The sequence below is a fragment of the Acidovorax sp. 106 genome (genome assembly GCF_003663825.1).
Taxonomy (GTDB): Bacteria; Pseudomonadota; Gammaproteobacteria; order Burkholderiales; family Burkholderiaceae_C; genus Acidovorax.
In genome coordinates, this window is record NZ_RCCC01000001.1 from 1,068,249 (window position 1) to 1,092,558 (window position 24,310).

A 24,310-nucleotide genomic window follows, 5' to 3' on the forward strand; every position below is an offset into this window, starting at 1 on the left:
TTTTTACAAGAAACTCTGCACTCAGGTTTAGCAGGGCCGCACGCGTGGAACACCGGGCAATGCGGGCACCCGCGCCCGCCAGCAGGGCGCTGGCTGCCCCAGCGTGCAAACGGCTCAGCGCCGGAAGATGTCCTGCAACGGATCGCGGCGCGTAGGCTTGAAGACCACCTGCCCGCTCTGGCCGGGGTACACGGTGCAGTGCCGGGGCGTGTCGGTGTTGACAAGGCTCGTGCCTTGCGCCAGCACCGTGCCATCGCCCACCTGGCAGCCACCGATGATGGCGGTGCCCGCATACATCACCACCCCCTCGCCCAGCACGGGGGCCACGCCATGGTTTTTGCCCACGGTGGAGTTTTGGTACACCACGAGGTAGTTACCATAGGTGGCTTTGGCAAAGACGATGCCCACAGAATGGCCGATGAACATCACCTCGGGCATGTCAATCTCGTAGAACAGGTCGATCCCGTTGAGCGCCTTGTTCAGACCAAACAGCTTGCTGCACAACGAGCGGTTTCCGGTGGCCTTCCAGACCGTGTTGGCCAAGTAATACAGAAACAGCGTGTACTGGGTGGAATGCAGGTGGTCAAACTCATCGGGCGTCCACCACCGCACCTCGTTGATACAGCGGCCCAGGCGGGCGAGGGCGGCATCCATGTGCGCCGCTAGCACCGTCGGGGCATCGGTATCCAGCCCATCGGGGTAGAACATGGCCAGTTGGCGGGCCACATAGGCGGCGAGTTCGGTGCGTGACAGATGCAGTGGCTTGAGCATGCTCAGGCTCCTTGGCCGGTGGCCAGCAGTGGGTCCAGCGCCGCCAGCAGCATACGGGGCTGCCATTGCAGCTCCGTGCGCAGGCGCTCGATGCTCACGCGCGGCGTGGGGGCTGGGCGAGTATCCAGCAAGGGCTGCACGGCACAACCCCAGCGCTGCTTCAGGTAATCAAACAGTTCGGCATTGGACACGTTGACACCGGAGGCCACGTTGTACACCGGTGCTTGCCCCTGCACAGAAATGCGGATCAGGGCATCGACCACGTCGTCCAGGTGCACGTAGTCGCGGGTGAAATGGGGCGATGACTGCACAGTGATCTGCCCGGCCCCGGCGGCGCGGGCCTGTAGCACCTGCCGCAGCAGGGTGGGCAAAAAGCCATCGGCATCCTGCGGACCTTCGTACACACACGCCAACCGCGCCACGCGGGCCCGGCCCTGCCCCGCCACATGGCACAGGGATTCGCCCAAGCCCTTGGAGAGGTCATACAGATGGCGAGGGTTGGCTGGGTCCATGGGCAGCACGGCACCCTCGCCGGCCACGCCCTCACTCCCCAGATCCCCCAAACCGTCGTACAGCCGGGTGGACGACAAATAGACCAGCGACTGCAGCGTGCCCCGCGCCAGCCCGTACTGCAGCACCTGCGCCAGGTGGCTGACATGGGCTTGCACGGTGTCGAAGGGGCGGGCCAGGTAGTCGGCCGTGAGCCCCGCGCAATACATCACATGACCCAACACATGGCCGGGCGGCGGCTGCCAGGGCCAGGGCGCATGGCGCTCCGGTGCCCAGACCTGCGCGCCGCGCGCCTGCAACGTGGCGCACAGCCGCCGTCCCACAAAGCCCGCCGCGCCCACTACGGTGAAGTGCTGGCCTTGTAGAAAGTGGTGATCCGCCTGGGACATCAACGGCCCGCCCCCTCAGAACCCGCCCACGGGGTGGTGCAGGTGCGGGTCTTTGTGCGGTAGCAGCTTGGGGCTGACGCCTTCCACAATACGGAAGGCACTGCCCTGCACACGCGCCGCGTCGGGCACGGCCAGCATGTTGAAGCCGTGTGGCGGGCCGTCCAAGTACACCGAATCCAGTGGCACCAGCTCGACAGGCTGGCCGGGCATCTCCCGGTGGGAGTTGATGTCGCGCACCGCGTACACGGTGTAGCCCAGGTCCAGCAGCAGGCGGCACAGGGGCGTGGCGCGCAGGCCCTGAGACCAGTCCACATAAGTGCGGTGCAGCTCGAACACCACATGGGGCTTGTCACGGGCCAGCACTTGCTGCGCGCCCTGCAGCGCCGCCAGCTCGGCCCCTTCAATGTCCAGCTGGATCAGGCCGATGCGGCGGCCCTGTTGCTGGGCGTAGTCGTCCATGGCCACGGTGTCAAAGCCGCTGCCGTCCTGCACGCTGACCATGTTGGCGAACGAGTCAAATCCGTCAAGGCGCATGCGCTCGCCGCTGCGGCTCCACAGGCCCGCCACATTCACCACCACGTTGGTCAGGTGGTTCAGGTCGATATTGCGCTGCAGCATCGCGGCCTGCTGAGGGTTGGGCTCAAAGCAGTGCACTTTCAGGTCGCGCCCTGCGAGCTGACGGGCCACCAGCACAGCCTGGTCACCAAAGTAAGCCCCGCCTACCAGCACATCCCCTTGCAGGTCACGCCCCAGCTCCAGCAGCAGCTTGGTGGTCTGCGGCTCCCAGACATGGGTGGGGTGCTCCGCCTCGGACAGCAGAAAGTCGCGGGCGATCTTGGTGCGGTACAGAAACTGAAAGCGCGTGCCGTCGGCCAGCACCTTGTCGTACTGGTCGGTGTCCAGGTGCAGGGCGTCGATGATGGGGCCCACCACCTCGTCTCGCACCGAGCCCGCGCAGGCAATCTGCCCCTCGCATTCGCGCAGCAGGGCAATCATGCGGGCGCGCATCGCCGGGTCGCGCCCCAGGGTTTGCATGGCGAGCTGCAGGCGCTTGCCGTCCAGGTCGCGCGGGTCGTTGCTGGTCATGGCGGGGGTGGCAGTCATGGCGCGAGGCTCCTCAGATTCAAGCAATAAGGCAATTCAAAACACTTCCAGCCGTGGCACGGCCACGACAAACAGGCCGCCCCAGCCGCGCACATCGCAGAGCTGCGCGGCCACTTCATCCCGCAGGTTCCAAGGCAGGATCAGCACCCGGTCAGGCCGGTGCGCGCGCAGGTGGGCTTCATCGACGATGGGGATGCGGCTGCCCGGCAAATACTGGCCCTGCTTGGCGGGGTTCTTGTCCACCACGTAGGGCAGCAGGTCGGGCCGCACGCCCGCAAAGTTGAGCAGGGTGTTGCCTTTGGCGGCGGCACCGTAGGCCCCCACGGTGAGGCCCTGGGCTTGGCACTGCAATAAAAAAGATAGCAGCTCACGCTTTATCAGCGTGGCCTGGGGCTGAAAATCGCTATAAAACGCGTCGCCCAGCATGCCTGCAGCGGCCTCTGCGGCCAACAGGTGGGCCACACGGGCGGCGCCTTCGGGCGTGGCCTGTGGGTGGGATGCAGCATCCGCGCGAGCGGCAAACACGCGCAGGCTGCCGCCGTGGGTGGGCAGCTCTTGCACATCCACCACCGCCAGCCCGTTGGCCGCAAAAATGCGCTGCACTGCGGTGAGTGAAAGGTACGAGTAGTGCTCGTGGTAGGCCGTGTCGAACTGGCAGCCCTGCACCATGCGCAGCAGGTGCGGAAACTCGAACGTCGCCACACCATGGGGCTTGAGCAGGCGCGCAAAGCCCGCCACAAAGTCGTTGATGTCCGGCACATGGGCCAGCACGTTGTTGGCGGCAATCAGGTCGGCCTGGCGGCCAGCGCGGGCCAGCTCGTCGGCCAGGGCCACGCCAAAAAAGCGCTCCACCACCTCCAGCCCCAGCGCCCGCGCCGCCTTGGCCGTGCTGGCCGTGGGCTCGATGCCGTAGCAAGGAATGCCCGCCTGCTGCACGTACTGCAGCAGGTAGCCGTCGTTCGATGCCACCTCGACCACGCAGCTGCCCGCGCCCAAGCCCAGCCGCTGCTGCATGGCCTGCACATAGGCTTTGGCATGGGCGAGCCAGGAGGTAGAGAACGAGCTGAAGTAAGCGTAGTCGTGCGTGAACAGCGCCTCGCGCCCGGCGTGGTCTTCGGTTTGCACCAGCCAGCAGTGCTGGCAAGCCAGCACGCGCAGGGGGAACCAGGTCTCTGGCCCGCGCAGGGCGGCTTCGCTCAGGTAGGCGTTGGACGGCGGGGCGCTGCCCAGGTCTAAAAACGGCAGGTGCAGCGGCTGGCCGCAGTGTCGGCACTTCACAGACGCACTCCTTCAAACGATTCGGTCAGCAGCGCGTGGCTGCGGTCGCGCTCAGACATCTCGCCCACAGGCAGCGGCCAGGGCAATGCGAGCAGCGGGTCCAGCGGGTTCAGGCCCGCTTCTGCGCCCGGTGCGTAGGCGGCAGAGTGCAGGTACAGCAGCTCGGCGTCTTCGCTCAAAGCCTGAAAGCCGTGCGCAAAGCCGGGCGGGATGAGCAGCGCGCAGCCGTTGCCCGGCGACAGGCGCTCAGCGTGCCATTGCAAAAACGTGGGCGAGCCTGCGCGCAGGTCCACGGCCACATCCCACGCCTCACCGCGCAGGCAGCTCACCAGCTTCATCTCGGCATGGGGCGGGCGCTGGTAGTGCAGGCCGCGCACGCTGCCGCGCTGGCGGGTAATGCTGTGGTTGATTTGGGCAATGGGCTGCGTCCAGCCTGCGGCGGCCAACTCGTCGGCGCAGAACATGCGCTCGAACAGGCCGCGCGCATCTTGCAGGGGCTGGCGCTGTACGCGCACCAGGCCGTGCAGAGGCAAGGCGGTGCAGGCAAAGCGTTGGCTGGTGTGGCCGCTCATGCGGTGGCCTCCCACGCATCCAGGTCGGCCAGGCAGAGAGCGCGTGCATCGGCCCCGCCGTGCTGGGCGCGGTACCAGGCCATGGTGCGCTCCACCGCCGTGTGCAGGCCCCAGCGCGGGGCCACACCCAGCGCTTGGCGGGCGTGCGCAGTCTCTAGCGCCAGCCAGCCCGCCTCGTGCGGGCCATTGCTATTATTTTCATAGCTGGTTGCGCTAGAAGGATAAGCGCTAGAGGCCATTTTGATGACATCCCCTACCGTGGCCGCCTCGTGCGGCAAGGGGCCAAAGTTGTAGGCCCCGGCGCGGGCGGGGTCGGCCCACAGCCGTTCGGCCAGGCACAGGTAGGCGGCCAGCGGCTCGATCACATGCTGCCAGGGGCGTGTGGCCTCGGGGTGGCGGATGTGCAGGGTCTGCCCGGTGCTCCAAGCGCGCACGGCATCGGGCAGCAGGCGGTCGGCCGCCCAATCGCCGCCGCCAATCACATTGCCCGCCCGCGCCGTGGCCACGGCCACGCCTTGCGCGGCCAAAAAAGCATCGCGGTAGCTGGCGGTGACGATCTCGGCCGCCGCCTTGCTGGCGCTGTAGGGGTCGTGGCCGCCCAGCGGGTCGTCCTCGCGGTAGGGGTAGGCCCATTCGCGGTTGCGGTAGACCTTGTCGGTGGTCACAACCACCACGGCGCGCACATCGCGCTGACCCCGCAATGCGTCGAGCACATGGGCCGTGCCCATGACGTTGGTGGCGTGGGTGCCCAGCGGGTCAGCATAGCCTGCGCGCACCAGCGCCTGCGCGGCCAAGTGCAGCACGATGTGCGGGCGGGTGGCCTGCACGCGGGTGGCCACGGCTTGAGCATCGCGCACGTCGCACGCATGGCTGGCATGCAGGTCGTCGGCCACGCGGGCCAGGGTGAACAGGTTGGGCTCGGTGGCGGGGGCCAGGGCCAGGCCGGTCACCTCAGCCCCCAGGCGCGCCAGCCACAAGGCCAGCCAGCTGCCTTTGAAGCCGGTGTGCCCAGTCAGCAGCACGCGCTTGCCGCGCCAGAAATCAGGGGTGGGCCGCACGGGGTTTGTCATTACCAGGTCTTCCAGGGGGCTCGGCCGCTTTGCCACAGGTCTTCGAGCAGGTTTTTCTCGCGCAGCGTGTCCATGGGCTGCCAAAAGCCGGTGTGCTCAAACGCGCGCAGCTGGCCGCTTTGGGCCAAATGGGCCATGGGCTCCAGCTCCCAGCTGGTGGCGTCGTCGGCAATGCGCGCAATCACCTCGGGCTGCAGCACAAAGAAGCCGCCGTTGATCCAGCCGCCGTCGCCCCGGGGCTTTTCCTCGAAGCCCGCCACCACGTCACCGTTGCGCACCAACGCACCGTAGCGCCCGGGGGGTTGCACGGCCGTCACCGTGGCCTGGCAGCCGTGGGCGCGGTGGAAGGCGAATTGAGCCGTCATGTCCAGGTCGGCAACGCCATCGCCATAGGTAAAGCAAAACGGCTGGCCGGGCTCCAGGTATTCCTGCACCCGGCGCAGGCGCCCGCCCGTCATGGTGTTCTCACCCGTGTCCACCAGCGTCACGCGCCAGGGCTCGGCGTGGCGGTGGTGCACTTCCATGCGGTTGTTGGCCATGTCAAAAGTCACGTCGGACATGTGCAGGAAGTAGTTGGCGAAATACTCCTTGATCACATAGCCCTTGTAGCCCAGGCAGATGATGAAGTCGTTGACGCCATGCGCGGCATACATCTTCATGATGTGCCACAGGATGGGCCGCCCACCGATCTCGATCATGGGCTTGGGTTTGAGGTGTGACTCTTCGGAGATGCGGGTTCCGAGCCCGCCAGCGAGCAGTACGGCTTTCATGGCGTCAAGCATAGTGAGGCACTGCCGTGCGGCAAAGCCAGTGTGGGGGGTGAAAGGCGTTGCATCTGCGGCCATCAGCCCTGGCTGGCGCACCAGCGGGCAAACATTTGTGCATAGGCGTCTTCCACCTCGCGGGCAAAACCTGCCTCGTCCATCAACGCCGAGGCCTGCATTTGCGCGCGCAGGGTACGGCGGGTCTGGGCGAGGCTGGGCAAGTCGCTGGCAAGCGCCACCAGCTTGTCCACATATTCAGCTTCGCTGCGGGCAATCCACTCGGGGTGCCCTACGGCCGACAGGACCGAGGCACCGAGCGTGCCCATGCTGGGTACTCCAGCCAGCGAAACGAACGGCAGCCCCATATAGAGTGACTCGATCAGCGTGGTGCCTGAGTTTTGCGGAAAGCAATCGAGCGCGATGTCCACCCGGCGCAGCACGTTCCAGGGCGGGCTTTCAAACCCCATGATGACGCGGTCGCGGGGAATGCCCAGCGCCTCGAACCGGGGCCACCATTGCTCGCGCACCTCGGCCTGGCAGAAGTTGCCGCTGTTGAGCTCCAGCCTGGAGCCGGGCACCCGGTGCAACAACGCAGCCCAAGCCCGCACCACACGGTCATTGAGCCGCACAGCGCGCGTGAGGGTGCCAAAGGTGACATAGCCATTGGCCAAAGCAGGCAGTTCGCTAACGTCACCCGCCTGGCCACCAGGGCGGTAGGCGAAGGGCGCCCGCGGCAAGCGCCAGGGGGTTTCGGAGAACAGGTGTTCCGAGCCCTCTGGCACGGTCATGGCGTCGGTCAGGTAGTAATCAATGGCGGTAAGGCCTGTGGTGTAGCCCGAGTCCAGCCAATGCAGGGACACTGGCGCTGGTTTGCGGGCAAAGGCCCCCAGCCGATGCCCCTTGGTCTGCCCGGCAATGTCCACCAGGACATCGATACCGTCTGCACGGATGCGTGCCGCCAGTTCGTCATCGCTCATCTGACGGGTGTCGATCCAGTGCTCGAACAACGTGCGGTAGTGATCGGTGACCTCGTCTTCCAATTCAAACGGCCCCGCGTAAGCAAACAGCTCCACGCGGTCGTGGTCATGCCTCTCCAACAAGGGCTCCAGAAACGGACGACAGGCATGGGTACGAAACACCGGTGCCACGTAGCCCACGCGCAGGCGGCGTGCAGGGTTGCGGTCATTGGTATGGGGGCGCCATGCACTGCGGTGTGGCTCACCAAAATACTGATTAAAGCGCTGGTAGGCCGCAAAGCGCTCCAGCGGATCAATCTCGGGCATGCAGTTGGCCACAAAGAGATAGCTGCTGTGCACACCGTGGTCTGCCGGGCTCAGTTCCAGCGCCCTTTGCAGCGCCTGCAGGGCCTCAGGCAATCGCCCCTGGTCTTTGAGCAACATGCCCAGGCTCACATGCGCATGCACCATGTTCGAGTCCAGCGCCAACGCCCGGCGCACGCACGCTTGCCCCTCCGTGAATCGGTGCATTTCGCCCAGCAGTATCCCCAGGTTGAGCAGCACCTTGGGGTCATCGCCCCCCACCTCCAGGGCCTGGCGGTAGGCCTGCTCAGACGCCTGCAAGCGCGCTTGCCCACGCAAGACGATGGCCAGATTGAACCAGCCTTGCGGGAATCGCGGCGCATGGCCCACGGCTTGGCGCAACAGCACCTCGGCCTGCACCAGATCACCCTTGAGAGAACGCGCCAGGCCATAGTTGCTGAGCATGTCCACATCCCGGGGATTGAGCTGCAGCGCCTGGCGCATGGGCGCAACGGCCTTGTCCATCTGACCCAGTTGCATCAGCGCGGCACTCAATGATTTGAAACCCATGGGGCACTGGGGGTACTGGCGCGTCATCTTGCGACCCAAACGCACCACGTCGTCAAACTTCTCCGCCTCAAACAGGCGGTTGAGTTCGGCAACCTGGTCTGCGGACGCCATGCGCCCTTGGGGTGGCCGGGCGCTGCGCGTGCGCCGCATGACGGCGTCGACCAGCCGTTCGACCAATTCGCCCGCAGCGTCGCCCGCCAGGCCCGCACGTCGGGCGTCTTCCAAAATATCTTCCGCCAGGGTGTGCTCCCCCGCCTGGAGGAGGGCGTCCACCAGACTCACCCAGTATTGGCGGTTTTTGGGGTTGGCCTGCAACGCGGCCTGAAAAAACGGCACTGCCGCCAAAAACTGCCCGCACTCCATCGCAATCGCCCCCAGGTTATGGTTCGCGTCTGCATGGTCTGGCGCAAGGCTCAGCACCGCACGGTAAAGCTCCTCCGCCTGGGCCAGGTTCTGGGCACGGTGGCAATCCAGCGCCAGGGCCATGGTTTGCATCAGCAGTGCCTGCACCGGGTTGAAAGCCTGCGCGCTGGACTGGCCGTCAGACTCAGGCGCAAACGCGGCAGCGGAAGCATCGGCGGGAGGAGTGGCTTGCATCAGTCAGGGAGTCCTGGGTGTTTAAACACAGCCCCGGCGGCCCACAGCACCCACAGCGGTGCCACCAAGCCTGCCGAAGGCGCAACGGGGTGAGCATAAGCATTGCCCACAGGGTGTAAAGGCGGAAAAAGCAGAGAAACCGGGAACATCCAGGCCGCCGCAGTGGTGCACACAGCCCCCACCGCCATGCAACCCAAAAACCACACCTGGCCCACAAGCCTGAAAGAGAGCGGTGGTTTGCCACTTGCTTGCTTGTTTGGTTCGCGCACAATCAGATACAGTGAACTACAGGTACGCAAACTCGGCGTGCCGCCCCCCCCTCTTTACCCAACCGAAGGCAGGCTCACGCCACCGCAACCACCGCACCAGCATGTTTGTCATCATCGGCTACGTCGTCAGCATGGTCTGTATCTTCGGCGTGTACATCTTTCACGGCGGGAACATCAAGGTCATCTTGACGGCCCTTCCCTTCGAGATGATCACCATCGGGGGCAGCGCATTGGGCGCGTTTGTGGTGAACAACCAGCCTAAGGTGCTCAAAGCCACGCTCAAGGCCATCCCTGACGCGCTCAAAGGCAGCAAGTACACCAAGGCCCGCTACATGGAGCTGCTGGCCATGCTGTTCGACATCCTGCAAAAGGCCCGCAAGGAAGGCCTGATGGCCATCGAAAAAGACGTGGAAGCCCCCCACGAGTCCGAAATTTTCAAGAAATACCCGGTGGTCGGGCATGACCACCATGTGATCGAGTTCACCACCGACTACCTGCGCATGATGGTGTCGGGCAACCTCAACTCGCACGAGATCGAGGCACTGATGGACGCCGAAATCGACACCCACCATGCTGAGGCCCACGCCCCCGTGGCGGCGATCGCCCGCCTAGCGGGCGCGCTGCCAGCATTCGGTATCGTGGCCGCCGTGTTGGGGGTGGTGAATACCATGGGCTCGGTGGGCCAGCCCCCAGCAGTGCTCGGTGGCATGATTGCCTCGGCCCTGGTGGGTACCTTTCTGGGCATTTTGCTGGCCTACGGTTTTGTGGAGCCCCTGGGCGGCTTGATGGAGCAAAAGACCGAAGACGCTGCCAAAGAGTTCCAGTGCATCAAATCTACGCTGCTGGCCAGCATGCAGGGCTACAACCCGGCCACAGCCATTGAATTTGGCCGCAAAGTGCTCTTCTCGACCGACCGCCCAACCTTCTCGGAGCTGGAAGGCCACGTGAAGGGCAAGAAGTAAACGGACCTTGCTGTGGCAGAAAAGAAACTCCAGCCCATCATCATCAAGCGCGTCAAAAAGGGCGGCCATGCCGCGCATGGCGGCGCCTGGAAGATCGCCTACGCCGACTTCGTGACGGCCATGATGGCATTCTTTTTGCTGATGTGGCTGCTCGGCTCCACCACCGATGGCGACCGGAAAGGCATCTCAGACTACTTCAGCGCTCCGCTGAAGGTATCGCTCATGGGCGGTCCGGGTTCAGGCTCCAGCTCCAGCATCCTCACAGGCGGCGGCGGCACCGACCTCACGCAAAGCGCTGGACATGTCAAACGTGCCGAAACCACGTCTGAGAAACCCAAGAAAATGAACGAGGCCGATGTGAAGGCCGAGCAAGCTCGCCTGGACTCACAGCGCATCAAAGCGCTGCAGGCCAAGATTGATGCGCTGATCACAGAAAACCCGCGCCTGAACGAATACAAATCGCAGATCCGAATCGACGTGACTCCGGACGGACTGCAAATCCAGATCGTGGACGACCAGAACCGCCCCATGTTCGACAGCGGCAGCGCGCTCGTGAAGCCCTACATGCGGGACATTCTTAGAGAAATTGGCGCAGCCCTCAATGGCGTGGAAAACCGCGTGAGTCTGGCCGGACACACCGACGCCGTACCCTACGGCAACAGCGAGCGCGGCTACAGCAACTGGGAGCTGTCGTCGGATCGCGCCAACGCCTCGCGCCGCGAACTGGTTGCCGCAGGCATGCCCGACGCCAAACTGGGCCGCGTGGTGGGCTTGGCCGCCAGCGATTTACTGGAACCCAACACTCCACGCTCTGCCGCCAACCGTCGCATTACCATCACGGTATTAACCCGTGAGGCAGAAGAAAGACTCATGGGGAAAGGGATTCCCACCGTAACATCGACAGAACTGACGATTGAAAAGCGGGAAAATCCTGACGACGGCAGGTAGACGTTACGCCTTGTCACAAAACCTGCCACACTTGACAATATCACCAGCCATTTTCGACCGAAAGGGTCCCAAGTGACCACTGATCTCCGCTTCCTTATCGTTGACGACTTCTCCACCATGCGCCGCATCGTCCGCAACCTGCTAAAGGAAAGCGGGTTTGCGGATGCCGACGAAGCAGAAGATGGCGTCGCAGCGCTCAACAAACTTCGCAATGGCAAGTTCGACTTTGTGGTGTCTGACATCAATATGCCGAACATGAACGGCTTTCAATTGTTGGCCGAAATCAAAAAGGACGACAAACTCAAGCACCTGCCCGTGCTGATGGTGACGGCCGAAGCGCGCAAGGAAGACATCGTGGCAGCCGCGCAAGGCGGCGCTGCGGGTTACATCGTCAAGCCGTTCACCAAAGCCACACTGGAAGAAAAAGTTCTGCTGATTCTCAAAAAGATGGGAATGTGACGCCATGGACACGCCAGAAAACACCCACGCAGAGCCTGCTGCAGACGTCCACCAGAAGATTGGACTGCTGACACGGCAGCTCCACGATTCGCTGAACGAGTTGGGCTTCGCTGAAAAACTGCGGGGCTCCATGGGTGAACTGCCCGACGCGCAGAGCCGCCTCTCTTATATTGCACGCCTGACGGGCGAGGCCGCAGAGAAAGTGCTCAGCCGGGTGGAGCTGGCCAAAGCACAGCACGATTTCATCGCATCGGAAACCCGTCGCGTGGTCGGCTCCCTGGTCAAAGACCCCGTGGCAGCGGTCGCCAAAGGTGAGATCTTCAACTTCCTGACCGACGTAGAGCGCGTCACCAAGGAAGCCGATGTGCACCTGACCGAAATCATGATGGCGCAGGACTTCCACGACCTGACGGGCCAAGTGATTGCCAGGGTGGTGAATCTGGCCGCAACGATTGAAGACCAGCTGGTGCAGCTGCTCATTCAGACAGCCCCCTCCAGCGCCCATGTGCAAGTGGCACCTCCCGAGCCTGCTCGCCTGCAAGGCCCTGTGGTGGACCCAGAGAACACGCCCGACATCGTGACCGACCAATCCCAAGTGGACGATCTGCTCGCCAGTTTGGGATTCTGATCGAGCCAGCGTTTTTGCATCGTTGAAAAAGGGGCCCCAGCGGCCCCTTTTCAGCCTTTAGGTTTTCAGGTCGCTCACGACAATGGCATGACACCAGCCGTCATGCCATCATGGACTCCAGCCAAGACAAAGAACTACCCGCCACGGAGCGCAAATTACAGAATGCGCGCAAGGATGGCCAGGGCGCGCGTTCGCGCGATTTGTCGCACTTGGCGATCTTGGGTGTCGGCGCCGCAAGCGTTCTGGCCTTGACGCCCACCCTCATGGAACACCTGCAGCACGCCCTGGGTCGGCAGCTGATGTTCGATGCCAAAGTGGTCATGACCCCAGCCTCCATGCTGGAGCGCATGCAGGTCATGGTGATGGTGGGCCTGGTGGCCAGCGTGGTCTTCGCCCTGCTGACCAGCGCAGCGGCCATCATCAGCGCAGTGGGCGCGGGCGGCTGGATTTTCAGCGCCAAGCCCATCACCCCCCAGTTCAGCCGCCTGAACCCGCTCACCGGTTTCACCAACCTGTTTTCCAAGCAGCAACTGGCCAATGTGGCCAAGATGGTGTTCATGACCTCTGTGCTGTCGTTCGTGGCATGGAAATACATGGGCAACAGCATTGAGAGCATTGCCATGCTCGTGGCCCAGCCCTCCACCAGTGCCATTCGCTTCATGGCCGACTGGCTCACCACGGGTGTGAGCATGCTGTTGTTGGTGGTTTTTCTGGCAGCTCTGGTTGACATTCCACTGCAAGCCTTCTTCTTCAAATCCGGGCTCAAGATGTCCCACGAAGAAGTCAAGCAAGAGCACAAGGAATCCGAAGGCGACCCTCACACCAAGGGCCGTATCCGCCAAAAGCAGCGCGAGTTGGCAGACCGCGCCAGCGTGAGCGCCGTGCCCAAGGCCGACTTTGTGGTGATGAACCCCACCCACTACGCCGTAGCCCTGAAGTACGACGAAGCCACCATGGCCGCACCCCAGGTGATTGCACGCGGCACCGACCTGGTGGCCATGCGCATCCGCGATCTGGCCAAAGGCCACGAAATCCCCGTATTGCAGTCACCCATGCTGGCGCGGGCACTGTATGCCCACGCCGAACTGGACCAGGCCATTCCTGCCACGCTGTACACCGCCGTGGCCCAGGTGCTGGCCTATGTGTACCGACTCAAGGCCGCGCTGCGTGGCGAAGGCCGCATGCCCGGCGAACTGGTCGAGCCCTATGTTCCCCCTGAGCTGGATCCGCTGAACAAGCTCTCTGCCAAAGGCGCTGCTGTATGAACACCTCTGTCAACTCCCTGAGGCTGTGGGCGGGCAAGAACACCTCGGTCTTGCAAGGCATGTCCGCACCGCTGCTGGTGGTCGCGATCCTGGCGCTGATGGTGCTGCCCATCCCCGCTTGGCTGCTGGACGCCTTTTTCACCCTCAACATCGCCGTGGCCTTGATGGTGATGATGGTGGCGGCCTACATGATCCGGCCACTGGATTTTGCAGCGTTCCCGTCCGTGTTGCTGCTCACCACGCTGATGCGTCTGTCGCTGAACGTGGCCTCCACCCGCGTGGTGCTGCTCGAAGGCCACACGGGCCCCGGCGCCGCTGGCGCGGTGATTGAGGCCTTCGGGCACTTCCTGATCGGTGGCAACTTTGCCGTCGGTCTGATCGTGTTTGCCATTCTTGTGGTCATCAACTTCATCGTGGTGACCAAGGGCGCCGAGCGCATTGCCGAGGTGTCTGCCCGCTTCACCCTGGACGCAATGCCCGGCAAGCAGATGGCCGTGGATGCCGACCTGAACGCTGGCCTGATCGACGAAAAAGAAGCCAAGCGCCGCCGCGCTGAAGTGGGCGAAGAAGCCAACTTCTTTGGCTCCATGGACGGCGCCTCCAAGTTCGTGCGCGGAGACGCGGTGGCCGGCATCCTGATTTTGCTGATCAACATCGTGGGCGGCTTCACGATCGGCATTCTTCAGCACGGCTTGACGGCCAAGCAAGCTGCCGACAGCTACATCCTGCTGGCCATCGGTGATGCACTGGTGGCGCAGATCCCAGGCCTATTGATCTCGGTGGCGGCTGCCATGGTGGTCTCGCGCGTGGGCAAAGAGCAGGACATGGGTCGCCAGATCGTGCAGCAGCTGTTCATGTCGCCCCGTGTGCTGGGCGTGACGGCAGGCATTCTGATCATGCTGGGCCTCATCCCCGGCATGCCTCACATCGTGTTTTTGGTGATTGGCGGCGCACTAGGCTACTGGGCTTGGGTGCTGTACCAGCGCCAGCAAATCCCGCCAGAGCCCGAAGCCCCGCCCGCCCCCGTCGCGGCCGATGGGGAGGCAACCTGGGACGACCTGCAGCCCATCGACCTGTTGGGCCTGGAGCTGGGCTACCGACTGATTTCGCTGGTGGACAAGAGCCGCCAGGGCGATCTGCTCACCCGCATCAAGGGCGTGCGCCGCAAGTTTGCGCAAGAGGTGGGTTTCCTGCCCCCTGCCGTGCACGTGCGAGACAACCTCGAACTCAAGCCCAGCGGCTACCGCATCACCCTGCGCGGCGTGGTGGTGGGCGAGGGCGAAGCCTTCCCCGGCATGTTCTTGGCCATCAACCCCGGCGGCATCACCACCCCCCTCATCGGCACCCCCACCACCGACCCCGCGTTCGGTTTGCCCGCGCACTGGATTGACGACCGGCAAAAGGAAGCGGCACAAATGGCGGGTTTTACCGTCGTTGATTCAGAAACCGTGATGGCGACGCATTTGTCACACTTGATGCAAGTCCAGGCAGCCAAGCTCCTCAGTCGCACCGAAACCCAGCAACTGGTGGAACACGTGGCAAAACTGGCCCCCAAGCTCATCGAAGAAGTGGTTCCGAAAATGGTCTCGATCGCAACGTTCCAGAAAGTTCTCCAGCTGCTGCTGGAAGAGTCTGTGCACATCCGCGACATCCGCACCATCATCGAAACCCTGGCAGAGCATGCAGGCTCCGTCGCAGACCCTGTGGAGCTGGCCCGGCGCGTGCGCATTGCACTGTCGCCTGCCATCGTCCAGCAGATCTACGGCCCCACCCGCGAACTCAACGTCATCGCCATCGAGCCTGGGCTGGAACGCCTTCTGGTGCAGGCCTTGGGCAACGCCTCCGGCCCCGCGCTGGACCCAGGCGTCGCCGACATCCTGACCCAAAAAGCGGCCGAAGTGGCACTCAAGCAGGAAGAGATGGGCTTGCCCGCCTGCCTGCTGGTGCCTGACCAGATCCGCAACGCCATCTCCCGCCTGGTGCGCCGCGTCGCCCCCCGCTTGCAGGTGCTTGCGCACAGTGAAATTCCTGAGACCCACACCATCCGGATTGGGCCCATTCTCAAAGGTGCATCAGCATGAACATCAAACGCTTTACCGCCCCCACCTCCCGCGAGGCATTGGCCAAGGCGCGCATGGCCTTTGGCGAGGGCACCCTCATCCTGTCCAACCGCCCCACCGCCAACGGCGTGGAAGTGGTGGCCACCGCAGAAGACACCTTGTCAGCGCTCGACAACGCAGCCCAGAACGCAGGCGGCCCGACGGGCTCCATGGGCTCGCAAGGCAAGGCGCAGCAAGGTGGCCGTGATTTCCAGGATTCGCGCAGCGCACTGCACGAGCCCTTGCTGGCCCCCAAGAGCGCCGCCCGTGCACCGGTACGCCCTATGCAGATTGCGGCCACGGCCAACCGCCACAACCCGGTGGAAGAAGACACCGAACAACTGGCCATGAGCACACTGTCCTTCCAGGACTACGTGCGTGAACGCATGCTGCGCCGCCGCCATGAAGTGATGAACGGCCCGGCCGAGCCGCCAACGTTTGCAGAGCGCAGCCGCGACCAAGACCGCGACTTCCCCCGCGAGCGCCCCGCCGCTCCAGCCGTGGTGCGCCACAACCCTCTGCGCTCCATCCCGATGGACCTGCCAGAGCCACCTCCTCGCCGCAAGGCCGAAGCCGCAGCGCCCGCCGCCTCCATGGCCCAGCAGCAAAGCCTGATGAACGAACTGCACGCCATGAAGGAGATGATTGAAGACCGCTTCAACACCATGGCCTGGCTGGGCCAGGCCAAGCAAAACCCCATCCAGTCGAACCTGATGCTGAAGATGATCCGTGCGGGCTACTCGCCCGCGCTGGCCCGCGCCGTGCTGGAGCGCATGCCCGAGGACCTGTCGGCAGGCGACGCTGTGCGCTGGCTCATGGATGTGCTTGAGCGCAACCTCAAGACCGACGAGAACGAAGCGCCGCTGTACGAGCAAGGCGGCATCTTTGCCCTGGTCGGCTCTACCGGTGTGGGCAAAACCACCACCACCGCCAAGCTGGCCGCGCTGTGCGCCCGCGTGCATGGCCCTGGCAGCGTTGGCCTGATCACGCTGGACACCTACCGCGTGGGGGCCCACGAACAACTGCGCACCTATGGCCGCATGCTGGGCATTGTGGCCCACCTGGCCCACGACCGTGCCGCACTGCAAGACCTGCTGGGCCTGCTCAGCGGCAAGAAAATGGTGCTGATCGACACCACTGGCGTCGCGCCGCGCGACCCCCGCAAGCGCAGCATGCTGGACGTGCTGGACCTGCCCCGCGTGAACCGCCTGCTGGTGCTCAATGCGGGCTGCCACGGCGACACGCTGGACGATGTGCTCACCTCCTTCAAGACTGCAGGCTCGCAGCAGGCCATCCTGTCCAAGGTGGACGAAGCCGTGAAGCTGGGGCCCTCAATTGACGCGCTGATTCGCCACCAAATGGTGCTGCGCGGCGTCACCAACGGCCAACGGGTGCCTGAAGACTGGGAACCTGCAGAAGCGCACAAGCTCATCAGCACCTCCATGCGCGCCCCCGTGAAGTCACCGTTTGACCCCAAGGCGTCAGACCTGAACTACTACTTCTCGAACGCACCCGAGGCCCTGACAGAGAAAGGACTTGTGGATGCTTGATACCGGCTTTCACCAAGCGGCAGGCCTGAGCAGCTTCACGCCGCAAGCCCAGTTGCGCGTGCTGGCGGTGGCCAGCCAGGAGCGCGCCTCCAGCGGGCTGGAGATGCTCTGGCAGATTTGCGCCAACCTGCAGCGCCTGGGCTACCCCGTGATGGTGCTGGACGGTACCGCACTGGAAACTGACGACACCCCAGGCCTGAGCCATGTGCTGCAGCAAGCCCCCTGGAACGACGGTCTGGGCACCAGCGCCAGCGCATCGGTCACCTCGGTGGCCGTAATCCCTGCCGCGCGGGGCCTGCACCAGCTGCAGCGGCAGGCCTACACCGAAGGCGCTCCCCCGCTGCAAGGGCTGCTGCCGTATTTCCGCGCCTACGGGCTGCTGGTGCTGCACGCCCCAGCAGGGCTGCTAGGCCCCTTGCTCACACACACCAGCACCATCCCGCTGGCGGTGATGGAGGGCGGCTCCGCCGGTGTTTTGTCCTGCTACAAAAGCCTCAAGCAGATTGCCACGCATTCCGGCCTGCCCTGCACCGTGGCCTCGGTGCTGCAAGGCGATGGCGCCAGCGAGCGTCGCCGCACGCTGGGCGCGTTACGCACCTTGCAAGACTGCGCCGAACGACACCTGGGCGGGCGCGTGCGCACGACCACCGTCTCGGCCAATAACCCTCATGACGTTCAACGCTTGGCCTTGCAACTGCTGGAAAACGCGGGCACCATCAGCGGACCGCTGACTGCGCTACCATCCAGCCACGTGACGGGTTTGTCGGGCACACCTGAGCCAACGCCCACCGTCTGGAGCCACTGATCTGATGTACACCGCCAAAGGCCAGCTCGATCGTGATGCCATGATCCGCCAGCATGTTCCGCTGGTGAGGAGGATTGCGCACCACATGATTGCCAAGCTGCCTCCCAACGTGGAACTGGACGACCTGATCCAGGTCGGCATGATGGGCTTGGCGGATGCCCTGTCGCGCTACGAAATGGCCCAGGGCGTTCAGTTTGAGACCTTTGCCACCCAGCGCATCCGTGGCGCCATGCTCGACGAATTGCGCGAGGGCGACTGGATGTCCCGCAGCTCCCGCAAGAGCCAAAAAGACATTGAGCACGCTGTGCACCGGCTGGAGCAAAAGCTGGGGCGCAGCCCGCTGGAGTCTGAAATTGCCGAGGAGATGGAGCTGAGCCTGGCCGACTACCAAAGCCTGCTGGGCAAGGTGCGCGGCACGCAGCTGGTGTACCTGGAAGATATGACCCACGGCGAGGACGATGACGGTTTTCTGGACCGCCACGTGGCCGATGCTGCGGCCGACCCGGTGGAGTTGCTGCGCGACCAGCGGCTGCGCACATCGCTGGTCAATGCCATCAAAAGCCTGCCCGAGCGCGAGCAGCACATCATGGGCATGTACTACGAGCACGACATGAATCTCAAGGAGATTGCCGCCGTGCTGGGCGTGACCGAATCGCGCGTGTGCCAGCTGCACAGCCAGTCCATCGCCCGCCTGCGCGCCAAGATGCGCAGCCACTGACCTGGCCACATTTAAACAAAATAGCTGCTATCGCTTGTAAAAAAAGCGCTAGCAGCTATTGTTTTTATAGCAAAATCACCCCAAGAAATTCAAACCTGCGCCAGACTGCGCACAGGAAGTGGCGGCCGTCCGCTCAACCCACCGAGCGATAGATGCGCGCTGCGCCGCCTGGCTTGGCAGCCCCGGCTTGCGGGTTGCCGTAAGTGGCAGCCTGGGCGCCACCAGCCTGGGGCACGAGCACAGACACCTGCCGGTCGGTCAGGACCGCCACACGGGCCAAGTTATCACGTTGCATGGACAAATTCTGTCCAATAGCGGCCACGCGCTGCTGAAATTGAGGTGGGAACTCGGAAGTCTTCTGGAGTTGGGCTTGCTCCAACACCCAGGTAAAACGCGCCGCAGCGTCGCGCAAAGCGGTGCTGGCCGTCTCTAGAGAGGGGGCGTCCAGTGCCAGCAAGGCGGCTGACACCTTTTCGATGTGTTGCTCTACCGTGGTGAGGGCTTCTTCTAACGACATGGTGGTGGTGCGCTAGACAAAGCCTGGGATCAGGCGTTTATCCGCGGGCGCGAGAAAAGATTTCTTGCGCATTGGACAACAATTTGTCCGCAATCGCATCCGCATCCACCGAAAAAGTGCCGTTGTTGATGGCAGCGCGCACTTCGCTCACGCGCTTGGCATCGAAATCGCTGGTCGTGCGACCAGGCTGCTCCAGTGCGCGGGCTGAACTGGACACCGTGACAGGCACACCGGCGGCCGACGCAGCTGCAGCGCCTTTTGCCACCCCTTCCGCAGCAGGGGCTGGACTTTTGGCTTGCTTGGCAAGCCCCGTCTGCGCCAATGCGCCCGGGAGTTCCGGTTTTTGACCTATCTTCATCGCTCTCTCCACCACCCCGTGTGATGTGGGGCTCAGTAGCAATGTTTTCGACCCGTTTTGGACGGACTTTAGCTATTTATGCAGGCAAATCCTCAAAGAGTGATGGTCACTGTTCCATCTTCAGCCACAATGCCACTCACTACGCGACCATTGTCCATTCTGACGCGCACAGTTTGCCCAACAGTGCCTGCGGACAACGCCTGGCCCGCAGAGACCACAGCATAACCCGGCCCTTGGGCTGAGACGCGCACCTGCGCCCCTGCACGGAAAATGCTGGGCGCCTTGACCATGGATTGGCGCAGGGCCTGCCCGGCCATCAACTGGCGCGAGGCGGTCTGACCCACCCAGGCCTCAGGGTTGGCAACCACCGGAGCGGGGTCGGCAGCCCAGTCCACCTCGGCTTGCGTGGCATCGTTGGCAGTCAGCACGGCGCCGGGCGCCACGTTGCCTGTCAGCACCCAGGCGGGGCCCCAGGCCTTGATGGTGACGGGCAAAAACACATTCCAGGGCGAGCGCCCCTCGACGCACCGCAGCCCCAGCCGGGTGCGCCCCCACAGGCGCGAGCCTGCAGGCAAATACGGTTCAACCCGGGCACAGGGCGCCAGGTTCAGGCGGCTGTCGAGCGCGCCCACGCTCACTTCCATGCGCAGCGTGGCGCCTGTCGCCTGGTTGCGGGCCAGGGCATCGTCCAGCCAGTGCTGGGTCAGGTTGCCCAGCTCGGCGGTGGGGTCAGCCACCGCCTGGGCCTGGGCAGTACCGATGGCCAATATCCCCCAAAGCGCCATGAGGGCCAAGCTAACGCTGCGCAGGGAAGAAAGGGAAGGCATGGTGCGCTCTCCGGTAAAAGCGCCGACAAACCGCGGCGCGGTGGGACGGACCAGCGCCACGCCGTCCGCCTGAAGGGCCCGCGCACGGTTGCCAGTGAGCACCGCCAGCGCAGCAAGGCACTGGGTACAGCACCCAGGCCTGCGGGCCATTCCAACGCATTCACTATAGGCCGCCAAGCCCCAGGGCAAAGCCCGAAACTGCCCAGCCATTTCCGCGTTCTTCGGGCTTTAGAAAAAACCCGCCATTTCCATAATCGAACCACGCCAAAACCCGCACCGGGCCGTGGCGGCAAGCGATACAGGATGTGAGGCAACCATGCTTGACAAGATGACCAACCAGCTGGGATTTCAAGGCAACGCGCTGATACTGCGCGCCGAGCGCCAGCGCATCATCGCCAGCAACATTGCCAACGCAGACACCCCCGGCTACGTGTCGCGGGATTTCGACTTTGCCAAAACCTTGCGCGAAGCCACTGAATCGGGTGCCAGCAGCGTCGTGAAGAACCTGGCCACCGGTGGCACAGGCCCCGCCGTGAGCACCGCCACGTCAGACCCCCGGCATTTTCAAGCCACCACCACAGGTTCGGGCTCGGCATCCACACTCTCAGGCCCCAGCAAGCTGGGCTATGCCGTGCAGACCCAGCCCGCGCTGGACAACAACTCGGTGGACCTGGACCGCGAACGCTCGAACTTCGTGGACAACGCCGTGCGCTACGAGGCCACGCTGCGCTTCATCAACGGCAACGCCAAAACCATGCTCAGCGCCATCCAGGGCCAGTAAGCCAGCGCAGAAAGCGAGACGCCCCATGTCCATGTTCTCCATCTTCAATGTGTCCAGCAGCGCCATCAGCGCGCAGTCACAGCGCCTGAACGTCGTGGCCAGCAACCTGGCCAACGTCGATGCGGTGGCGGGCCCCGATGGCAAGGCTTACAAGGCGCGCCAGGTGGTGTTTCAAACCGCCCCCATGGGCTCTGACGCCGCTGCGGGCGTGCGCGTGACGTCCATCAAGGAAAGCGACGCCCCTGGCCGCAAGGTGCATGACCCCTCACACCCCTCGGCCGACGAGCAGGGCTATGTGACGCACTCCAACGTGAACGCTGTAGAGGAAATGGTGAACATGATTTCCGCCTCGCGCTCATACCAAAACAACGTCGAGGTCATGAACACGGCCAAGTCGCTACTCCTCAAAACCCTGCAAATAGGCCAGTAAGCCCCGGGAGATTTCAGCATGATCCTCAGCTCTACCACCGCAACCACATCGACCAGTGGAACGTCCAGCTCATCGAGCAGCGTAGCGGACCCCAACACCGACCCCAACGCGGCGCAAGACCGGTTTCTCAAGCTCTTGGTAGCACAGCTCAACAACCAAGACCCGATGAACCCGATGGACAACGCCCAAATGACATCGCAAATGGCGCAGATCAATACCGTCACGGGCATCCAGCAGCTGAACCAGACCATGGCCAGCATGTCAGCGCAGTTCAACTCGCTTCAGGTCATGCAGGGCACGGCCCTGGTGGGCCGCAGTGTGATGACCGAAGGCAACAGCGTGTCCATCACCGACAAGACTGGCAAGGGCGGGTTCGAACTGGGCTCTGCCGCCACCGGGGTCAAGGTCGAGATCCTGACCGCTGGCGGCCAATTGGTGGACACCGTGGACCTGGGCGCACAAAGCGCCGGTCGCCACACCTTTGACTGGGACGCCAGCAAGTACACGGGCTCTACCGAAGGCCTGCAGTTCCGCGTCACCGCCGTCAACGGCTCCACCAAGCTCGACTCCACCGCGCTCGCGCTGTCCAAGGTGACCGCAGCAGGCGCAGAGGACGGCCAGCTGGTGCTGAGCCTGTCCAACGGCAAGACCATCAATTACAGCCAGATCAAGGCCCTGGTGTAACGCCAGCCCCCAACGCATCGCATGCACCGCCCAACCAGGAGAACACCATGAGTTTCCAGCAAGGCCTCTCTGGCCTGAACGCCGCCAGTAAGAACCTGGACGTCATTGGCCACAACATTGCCAACGCCAACACCACCGGCTTCAAGGCCTCGCGCGCTGAATTCGCAGAAATGGTGGCTTCGGCCATTGGCTCCACAGGCGGAACCAACGCCGGCATTGGCGTGGAAACCGCCAACGTGGCGCAGCAATTCACCCAGGGCAACCTGACCATCACGGGCAACAGCCTGGATGTGGCCATCAATGGCAATGGCTTCTTCACCGTGACCCAGCCTGACGGAACGCTGGCCTACACGCGCGCCGGCAACTTCAAGCTGGACAAAGAAGGCAACATGGTGACCAACGACAACGACAAGGTCATGGGTTACCCCGTAGACCCTGTCACCGGCCTGCGCACCGGCACCGACCCGATACCGCTGGTGTTCCCCACGGCCCAGCCCATTCCAGCCAAGCAAACGACGTCGATCACGGCCGACTTCAATCTGCCAGCCACGGCCCCCAACGCAGCGGGCAACCCCACGGCGACGCCCCCCGTGCCCGCCACACCGCGCGCCACGTACGGCACATCGATCAACGTCTACGACAGCCAAGGCGTGGCCAAGCCGATCAATCTGTACTTTCAGAAAACCGCCACGGCCAACACCTGGGACGTGTACGACAGGCTCGACGACCCCACCGCGGCGCCGCCAGTGGTGGCCACGCCCATTGGGCAGATCACGTTCGACAACAACGGCAAAATCATCGGCCCCGCCGCAACACCGCCGGCCACAGGGTTCCAGCTGCCACTCAGCGTCAACCCCAGCCCCCCCAACCCCAACAACCTGCCAGCATTCAACGTGGCCGTGAGCCTGGACAATGTTTCGGAGGGTGGGTCGAAATTTACCGTGTCCAACCTCAGCCAGGATGGCTACACCATTGGCGAGCTGACCGGTATCAACATCGAAAACAACGGGATGATCATGACCCGTTACTCCAACGGCGTGACCCGTTCGGAGGGGCAGATCGCGCTGTCGAGCTTTCGCAACACACAGGGCCTGGCCTCAGTGGGCGGCAACAAATGGGTGTCGACCTTTGAATCCGGCCAACCCGTCGTGGGTACCGCCACCGATGGAAATTTTGGTGGCCTGCGCTCAGGCGCCCTGGAAGACTCCACCGTGGACCTGACGGCCGAGCTGGTCAACATGATGACCGCCCAACGCGCCTACCAGGCCAACGCCCAGACCATCAAGACGCAAGACCAGGTGATGTCCACCTTGGTGAACTTGCGCTGACGCTAACGGCGCGAGCGCACTGAAAACGGAGAGCCGCCATGGACCGCATCATCTACACCAGCATGACAGGCGCCAATGCCGCTGCCCATCGGCAGTCGGTGCTGGCCAACAACCTGGCCAACGCGTCCACCAACGGCTTTCGGGCAGAGATGTCCACCTTCCGCTCAGTGCCCGTGCAAGGCGATGGATCGACCACGCGGGTCTTCGCGCTGGAGGCCACCTCGGGCTACCTGAACACGGCAGGCCCCGCCAAAACCACCGGCCGCAACCTCGACGCCATGGCCATGGGCAACGCTTGGTTTGCCGTGCAGGGGCTCGACGGGCTGGAGGCCTACACCCGCGCAGGCTCGTTCGATGTGTCGGCCGCCGGCCAGCTGGTCACGCCCTCGGGCCTGCCGGTGCTGTCTGACGGCGGCGCACCCATAGACGTGCCCCCCCGCGCAGAAGTGACCCTGGGCTCCGACGGAACCATCACCGCCAAGACTGCAGGCCAGCCCCCGCAGGCACTGGGGCGGCTGAAGCTGGCGTCTCCCACGGCGGAAGACCCGCTCAAGCGCGGTGACGACGGCCTATTTCGCACAGCGTCTGGCGACCCGATGCCCAACGACGCCACGGCCCGCATGCTCAGCGGCGCGGTGGAAGGATCGAATGTGAACACCGTGGAAAGCATGGTGGGAATGATCGCCGCGTCCCGCCAGTTCGAGCAACAGATGAAGCTGCTGCAAACGGCAGAAACCAACGACAAATCGGCTGCGCAGTTGCTCAGCCTCAACGGCTGACGCCCAGCCCGTCGCCCCA

The 24,310-nt window shown here is 63.8% G+C and carries 25 protein-coding genes; 14 read left to right on the top strand and 11 right to left on the bottom strand.

Annotated features, from left to right (window positions below; all coding sequences use genetic code 11):
- Positions 1–114: 114 nt before the first annotated feature.
- The 8 genes from C8C98_RS04750 to C8C98_RS04785 form a co-directional block, all read right to left on the bottom strand.
- Positions 115–771: a hypothetical protein gene (locus C8C98_RS04750; RefSeq protein ID WP_233574455.1), complete on the bottom strand. Its 657-nt coding sequence runs from the start codon at positions 769–771 to the stop codon at positions 115–117.
- A gap of 2 nt (positions 772–773) precedes the next feature.
- A complete protein-coding gene (locus tag C8C98_RS04755; protein ID WP_121453336.1) occupies positions 774–1,670 on the bottom strand; it encodes an NAD(P)-dependent oxidoreductase in 897 nt (298 codons plus the stop codon).
- 15 nt (positions 1,671–1,685) lie between these two features.
- Positions 1,686–2,774 (bottom strand): FkbM family methyltransferase, encoded by a 1,089-nt coding sequence (locus C8C98_RS04760; RefSeq protein WP_233574456.1) that lies wholly within the window; start codon positions 2,772–2,774, stop codon positions 1,686–1,688.
- A gap of 36 nt (positions 2,775–2,810) precedes the next feature.
- Positions 2,811–4,052, bottom strand: coding sequence for a class I SAM-dependent methyltransferase (locus C8C98_RS04765; protein WP_121453337.1), 1,242 nt, complete (start codon positions 4,050–4,052; stop codon positions 2,811–2,813).
- Entirely contained in the window at positions 4,049–4,624 is a 576-nt protein-coding gene (locus C8C98_RS04770) for a dTDP-4-dehydrorhamnose 3,5-epimerase family protein (RefSeq protein WP_121453338.1), read from the bottom strand. Before C8C98_RS04770 ends, C8C98_RS04765 begins: the two co-directional genes overlap by 4 nt.
- Entirely contained in the window at positions 4,621–5,694 is a 1,074-nt protein-coding gene (gene rfbG / locus C8C98_RS04775) for a CDP-glucose 4,6-dehydratase (RefSeq protein WP_121453339.1), read from the bottom strand. Before rfbG ends, C8C98_RS04770 begins: the two co-directional genes overlap by 4 nt.
- Entirely contained in the window at positions 5,694–6,464 is a 771-nt protein-coding gene (rfbF, locus tag C8C98_RS04780) for a glucose-1-phosphate cytidylyltransferase (RefSeq protein WP_121456032.1), read from the bottom strand. The genes rfbG and rfbF overlap by 1 nt, the downstream gene beginning before the upstream one ends.
- Before the next feature lie 74 nt (positions 6,465–6,538).
- Entirely contained in the window at positions 6,539–8,884 is a 2,346-nt protein-coding gene (locus C8C98_RS04785; RefSeq protein ID WP_121453340.1) for a tetratricopeptide repeat protein, read from the bottom strand.
- Positions 8,885–9,254: 370 nt separating this feature from the next.
- Between C8C98_RS04785 and motA the strand changes: the two genes are divergently transcribed.
- The 9 genes from motA to C8C98_RS04830 all read left to right on the top strand — a co-directional run bounded on the left by motA (position 9,255) and on the right by C8C98_RS04830 (position 18,587).
- The gene (gene motA / locus C8C98_RS04790) at positions 9,255–10,115 is read left to right on the top strand and encodes a flagellar motor stator protein MotA (RefSeq protein WP_121453341.1); all 861 of its coding nucleotides are present in this window, start codon (positions 9,255–9,257) and stop codon (positions 10,113–10,115) included.
- Between the two features lie 12 nt (positions 10,116–10,127).
- Positions 10,128–11,063, top strand: coding sequence for a flagellar motor protein MotB (gene motB, locus C8C98_RS04795; protein ID WP_121453342.1), 936 nt, complete (start codon positions 10,128–10,130; stop codon positions 11,061–11,063).
- Between the two features lie 72 nt (positions 11,064–11,135).
- On the top strand, positions 11,136–11,522 hold the full coding sequence (gene cheY / locus C8C98_RS04800) for a chemotaxis response regulator CheY (protein ID WP_121453343.1): 387 nt from the start codon (positions 11,136–11,138) through the stop codon (positions 11,520–11,522).
- A 4-nt stretch (positions 11,523–11,526) separates the two neighbouring features.
- Positions 11,527–12,150: a protein phosphatase CheZ gene (locus C8C98_RS04805; protein WP_121453344.1), complete on the top strand. Its 624-nt coding sequence runs from the start codon at positions 11,527–11,529 to the stop codon at positions 12,148–12,150.
- 110 nt (positions 12,151–12,260) lie between these two features.
- A complete protein-coding gene (locus tag C8C98_RS04810) occupies positions 12,261–13,415 on the top strand; it encodes a flagellar biosynthesis protein FlhB (RefSeq protein ID WP_121453345.1) in 1,155 nt (384 codons plus the stop codon).
- A complete protein-coding gene (gene flhA, locus C8C98_RS04815) occupies positions 13,412–15,496 on the top strand; it encodes a flagellar biosynthesis protein FlhA (RefSeq protein WP_121453346.1) in 2,085 nt (694 codons plus the stop codon). The genes C8C98_RS04810 and flhA overlap by 4 nt, the downstream gene beginning before the upstream one ends.
- Positions 15,493–17,064, top strand: coding sequence for a flagellar biosynthesis protein FlhF (flhF, locus tag C8C98_RS04820; RefSeq protein ID WP_121453347.1), 1,572 nt, complete (start codon positions 15,493–15,495; stop codon positions 17,062–17,064). Before flhA ends, flhF begins: the two co-directional genes overlap by 4 nt.
- The gene (locus tag C8C98_RS04825) at positions 17,057–17,869 is read left to right on the top strand and encodes a hypothetical protein (RefSeq protein ID WP_121453348.1); all 813 of its coding nucleotides are present in this window, start codon (positions 17,057–17,059) and stop codon (positions 17,867–17,869) included. The genes flhF and C8C98_RS04825 overlap by 8 nt, the downstream gene beginning before the upstream one ends.
- Before the next feature lie 4 nt (positions 17,870–17,873).
- Positions 17,874–18,587, top strand: a complete 714-nt coding sequence (locus C8C98_RS04830) for an RNA polymerase sigma factor FliA (protein ID WP_121453349.1) — start codon at positions 17,874–17,876, stop codon at positions 18,585–18,587.
- Positions 18,588–18,720: 133 nt separating this feature from the next.
- On the opposite strand, the gene C8C98_RS04835 is transcribed toward C8C98_RS04830, so the two are convergent.
- From C8C98_RS04835 to flgA, 3 genes are all read right to left on the bottom strand, one after another.
- Entirely contained in the window at positions 18,721–19,104 is a 384-nt protein-coding gene (locus tag C8C98_RS04835) for a hypothetical protein (RefSeq protein ID WP_121453350.1), read from the bottom strand.
- A gap of 37 nt (positions 19,105–19,141) precedes the next feature.
- Positions 19,142–19,462, bottom strand: coding sequence for a flagellar biosynthesis anti-sigma factor FlgM (gene flgM / locus C8C98_RS04840; protein WP_099742127.1), 321 nt, complete (start codon positions 19,460–19,462; stop codon positions 19,142–19,144).
- A gap of 92 nt (positions 19,463–19,554) precedes the next feature.
- On the bottom strand, positions 19,555–20,289 hold the full coding sequence (gene flgA / locus C8C98_RS04845; RefSeq protein ID WP_121453351.1) for a flagellar basal body P-ring formation chaperone FlgA: 735 nt from the start codon (positions 20,287–20,289) through the stop codon (positions 19,555–19,557).
- 316 nt (positions 20,290–20,605) lie between these two features.
- On the opposite strand from flgA, the gene flgB reads away from it, so the two are divergent.
- Genes flgB through flgF form a run of 5 tightly spaced genes read left to right on the top strand, consistent with a single transcriptional unit; the run spans position 20,606 to position 24,291 of the window.
- On the top strand, positions 20,606–21,070 hold the full coding sequence (gene flgB / locus C8C98_RS04850) for a flagellar basal body rod protein FlgB (RefSeq protein WP_121453352.1): 465 nt from the start codon (positions 20,606–20,608) through the stop codon (positions 21,068–21,070).
- A 25-nt stretch (positions 21,071–21,095) separates the two neighbouring features.
- Entirely contained in the window at positions 21,096–21,500 is a 405-nt protein-coding gene (flgC, locus tag C8C98_RS04855; protein WP_121453353.1) for a flagellar basal body rod protein FlgC, read from the top strand.
- 18 nt (positions 21,501–21,518) lie between these two features.
- Positions 21,519–22,184: a flagellar hook assembly protein FlgD gene (locus C8C98_RS04860; RefSeq protein WP_121453354.1), complete on the top strand. Its 666-nt coding sequence runs from the start codon at positions 21,519–21,521 to the stop codon at positions 22,182–22,184.
- A gap of 47 nt (positions 22,185–22,231) precedes the next feature.
- A complete protein-coding gene (gene flgE / locus C8C98_RS04865) occupies positions 22,232–23,512 on the top strand; it encodes a flagellar hook protein FlgE (protein ID WP_121453355.1) in 1,281 nt (426 codons plus the stop codon).
- A 38-nt stretch (positions 23,513–23,550) separates the two neighbouring features.
- Positions 23,551–24,291: a flagellar basal-body rod protein FlgF gene (gene flgF / locus C8C98_RS04870; RefSeq protein WP_121453356.1), complete on the top strand. Its 741-nt coding sequence runs from the start codon at positions 23,551–23,553 to the stop codon at positions 24,289–24,291.
- Positions 24,292–24,310 lie beyond the last annotated feature (19 nt).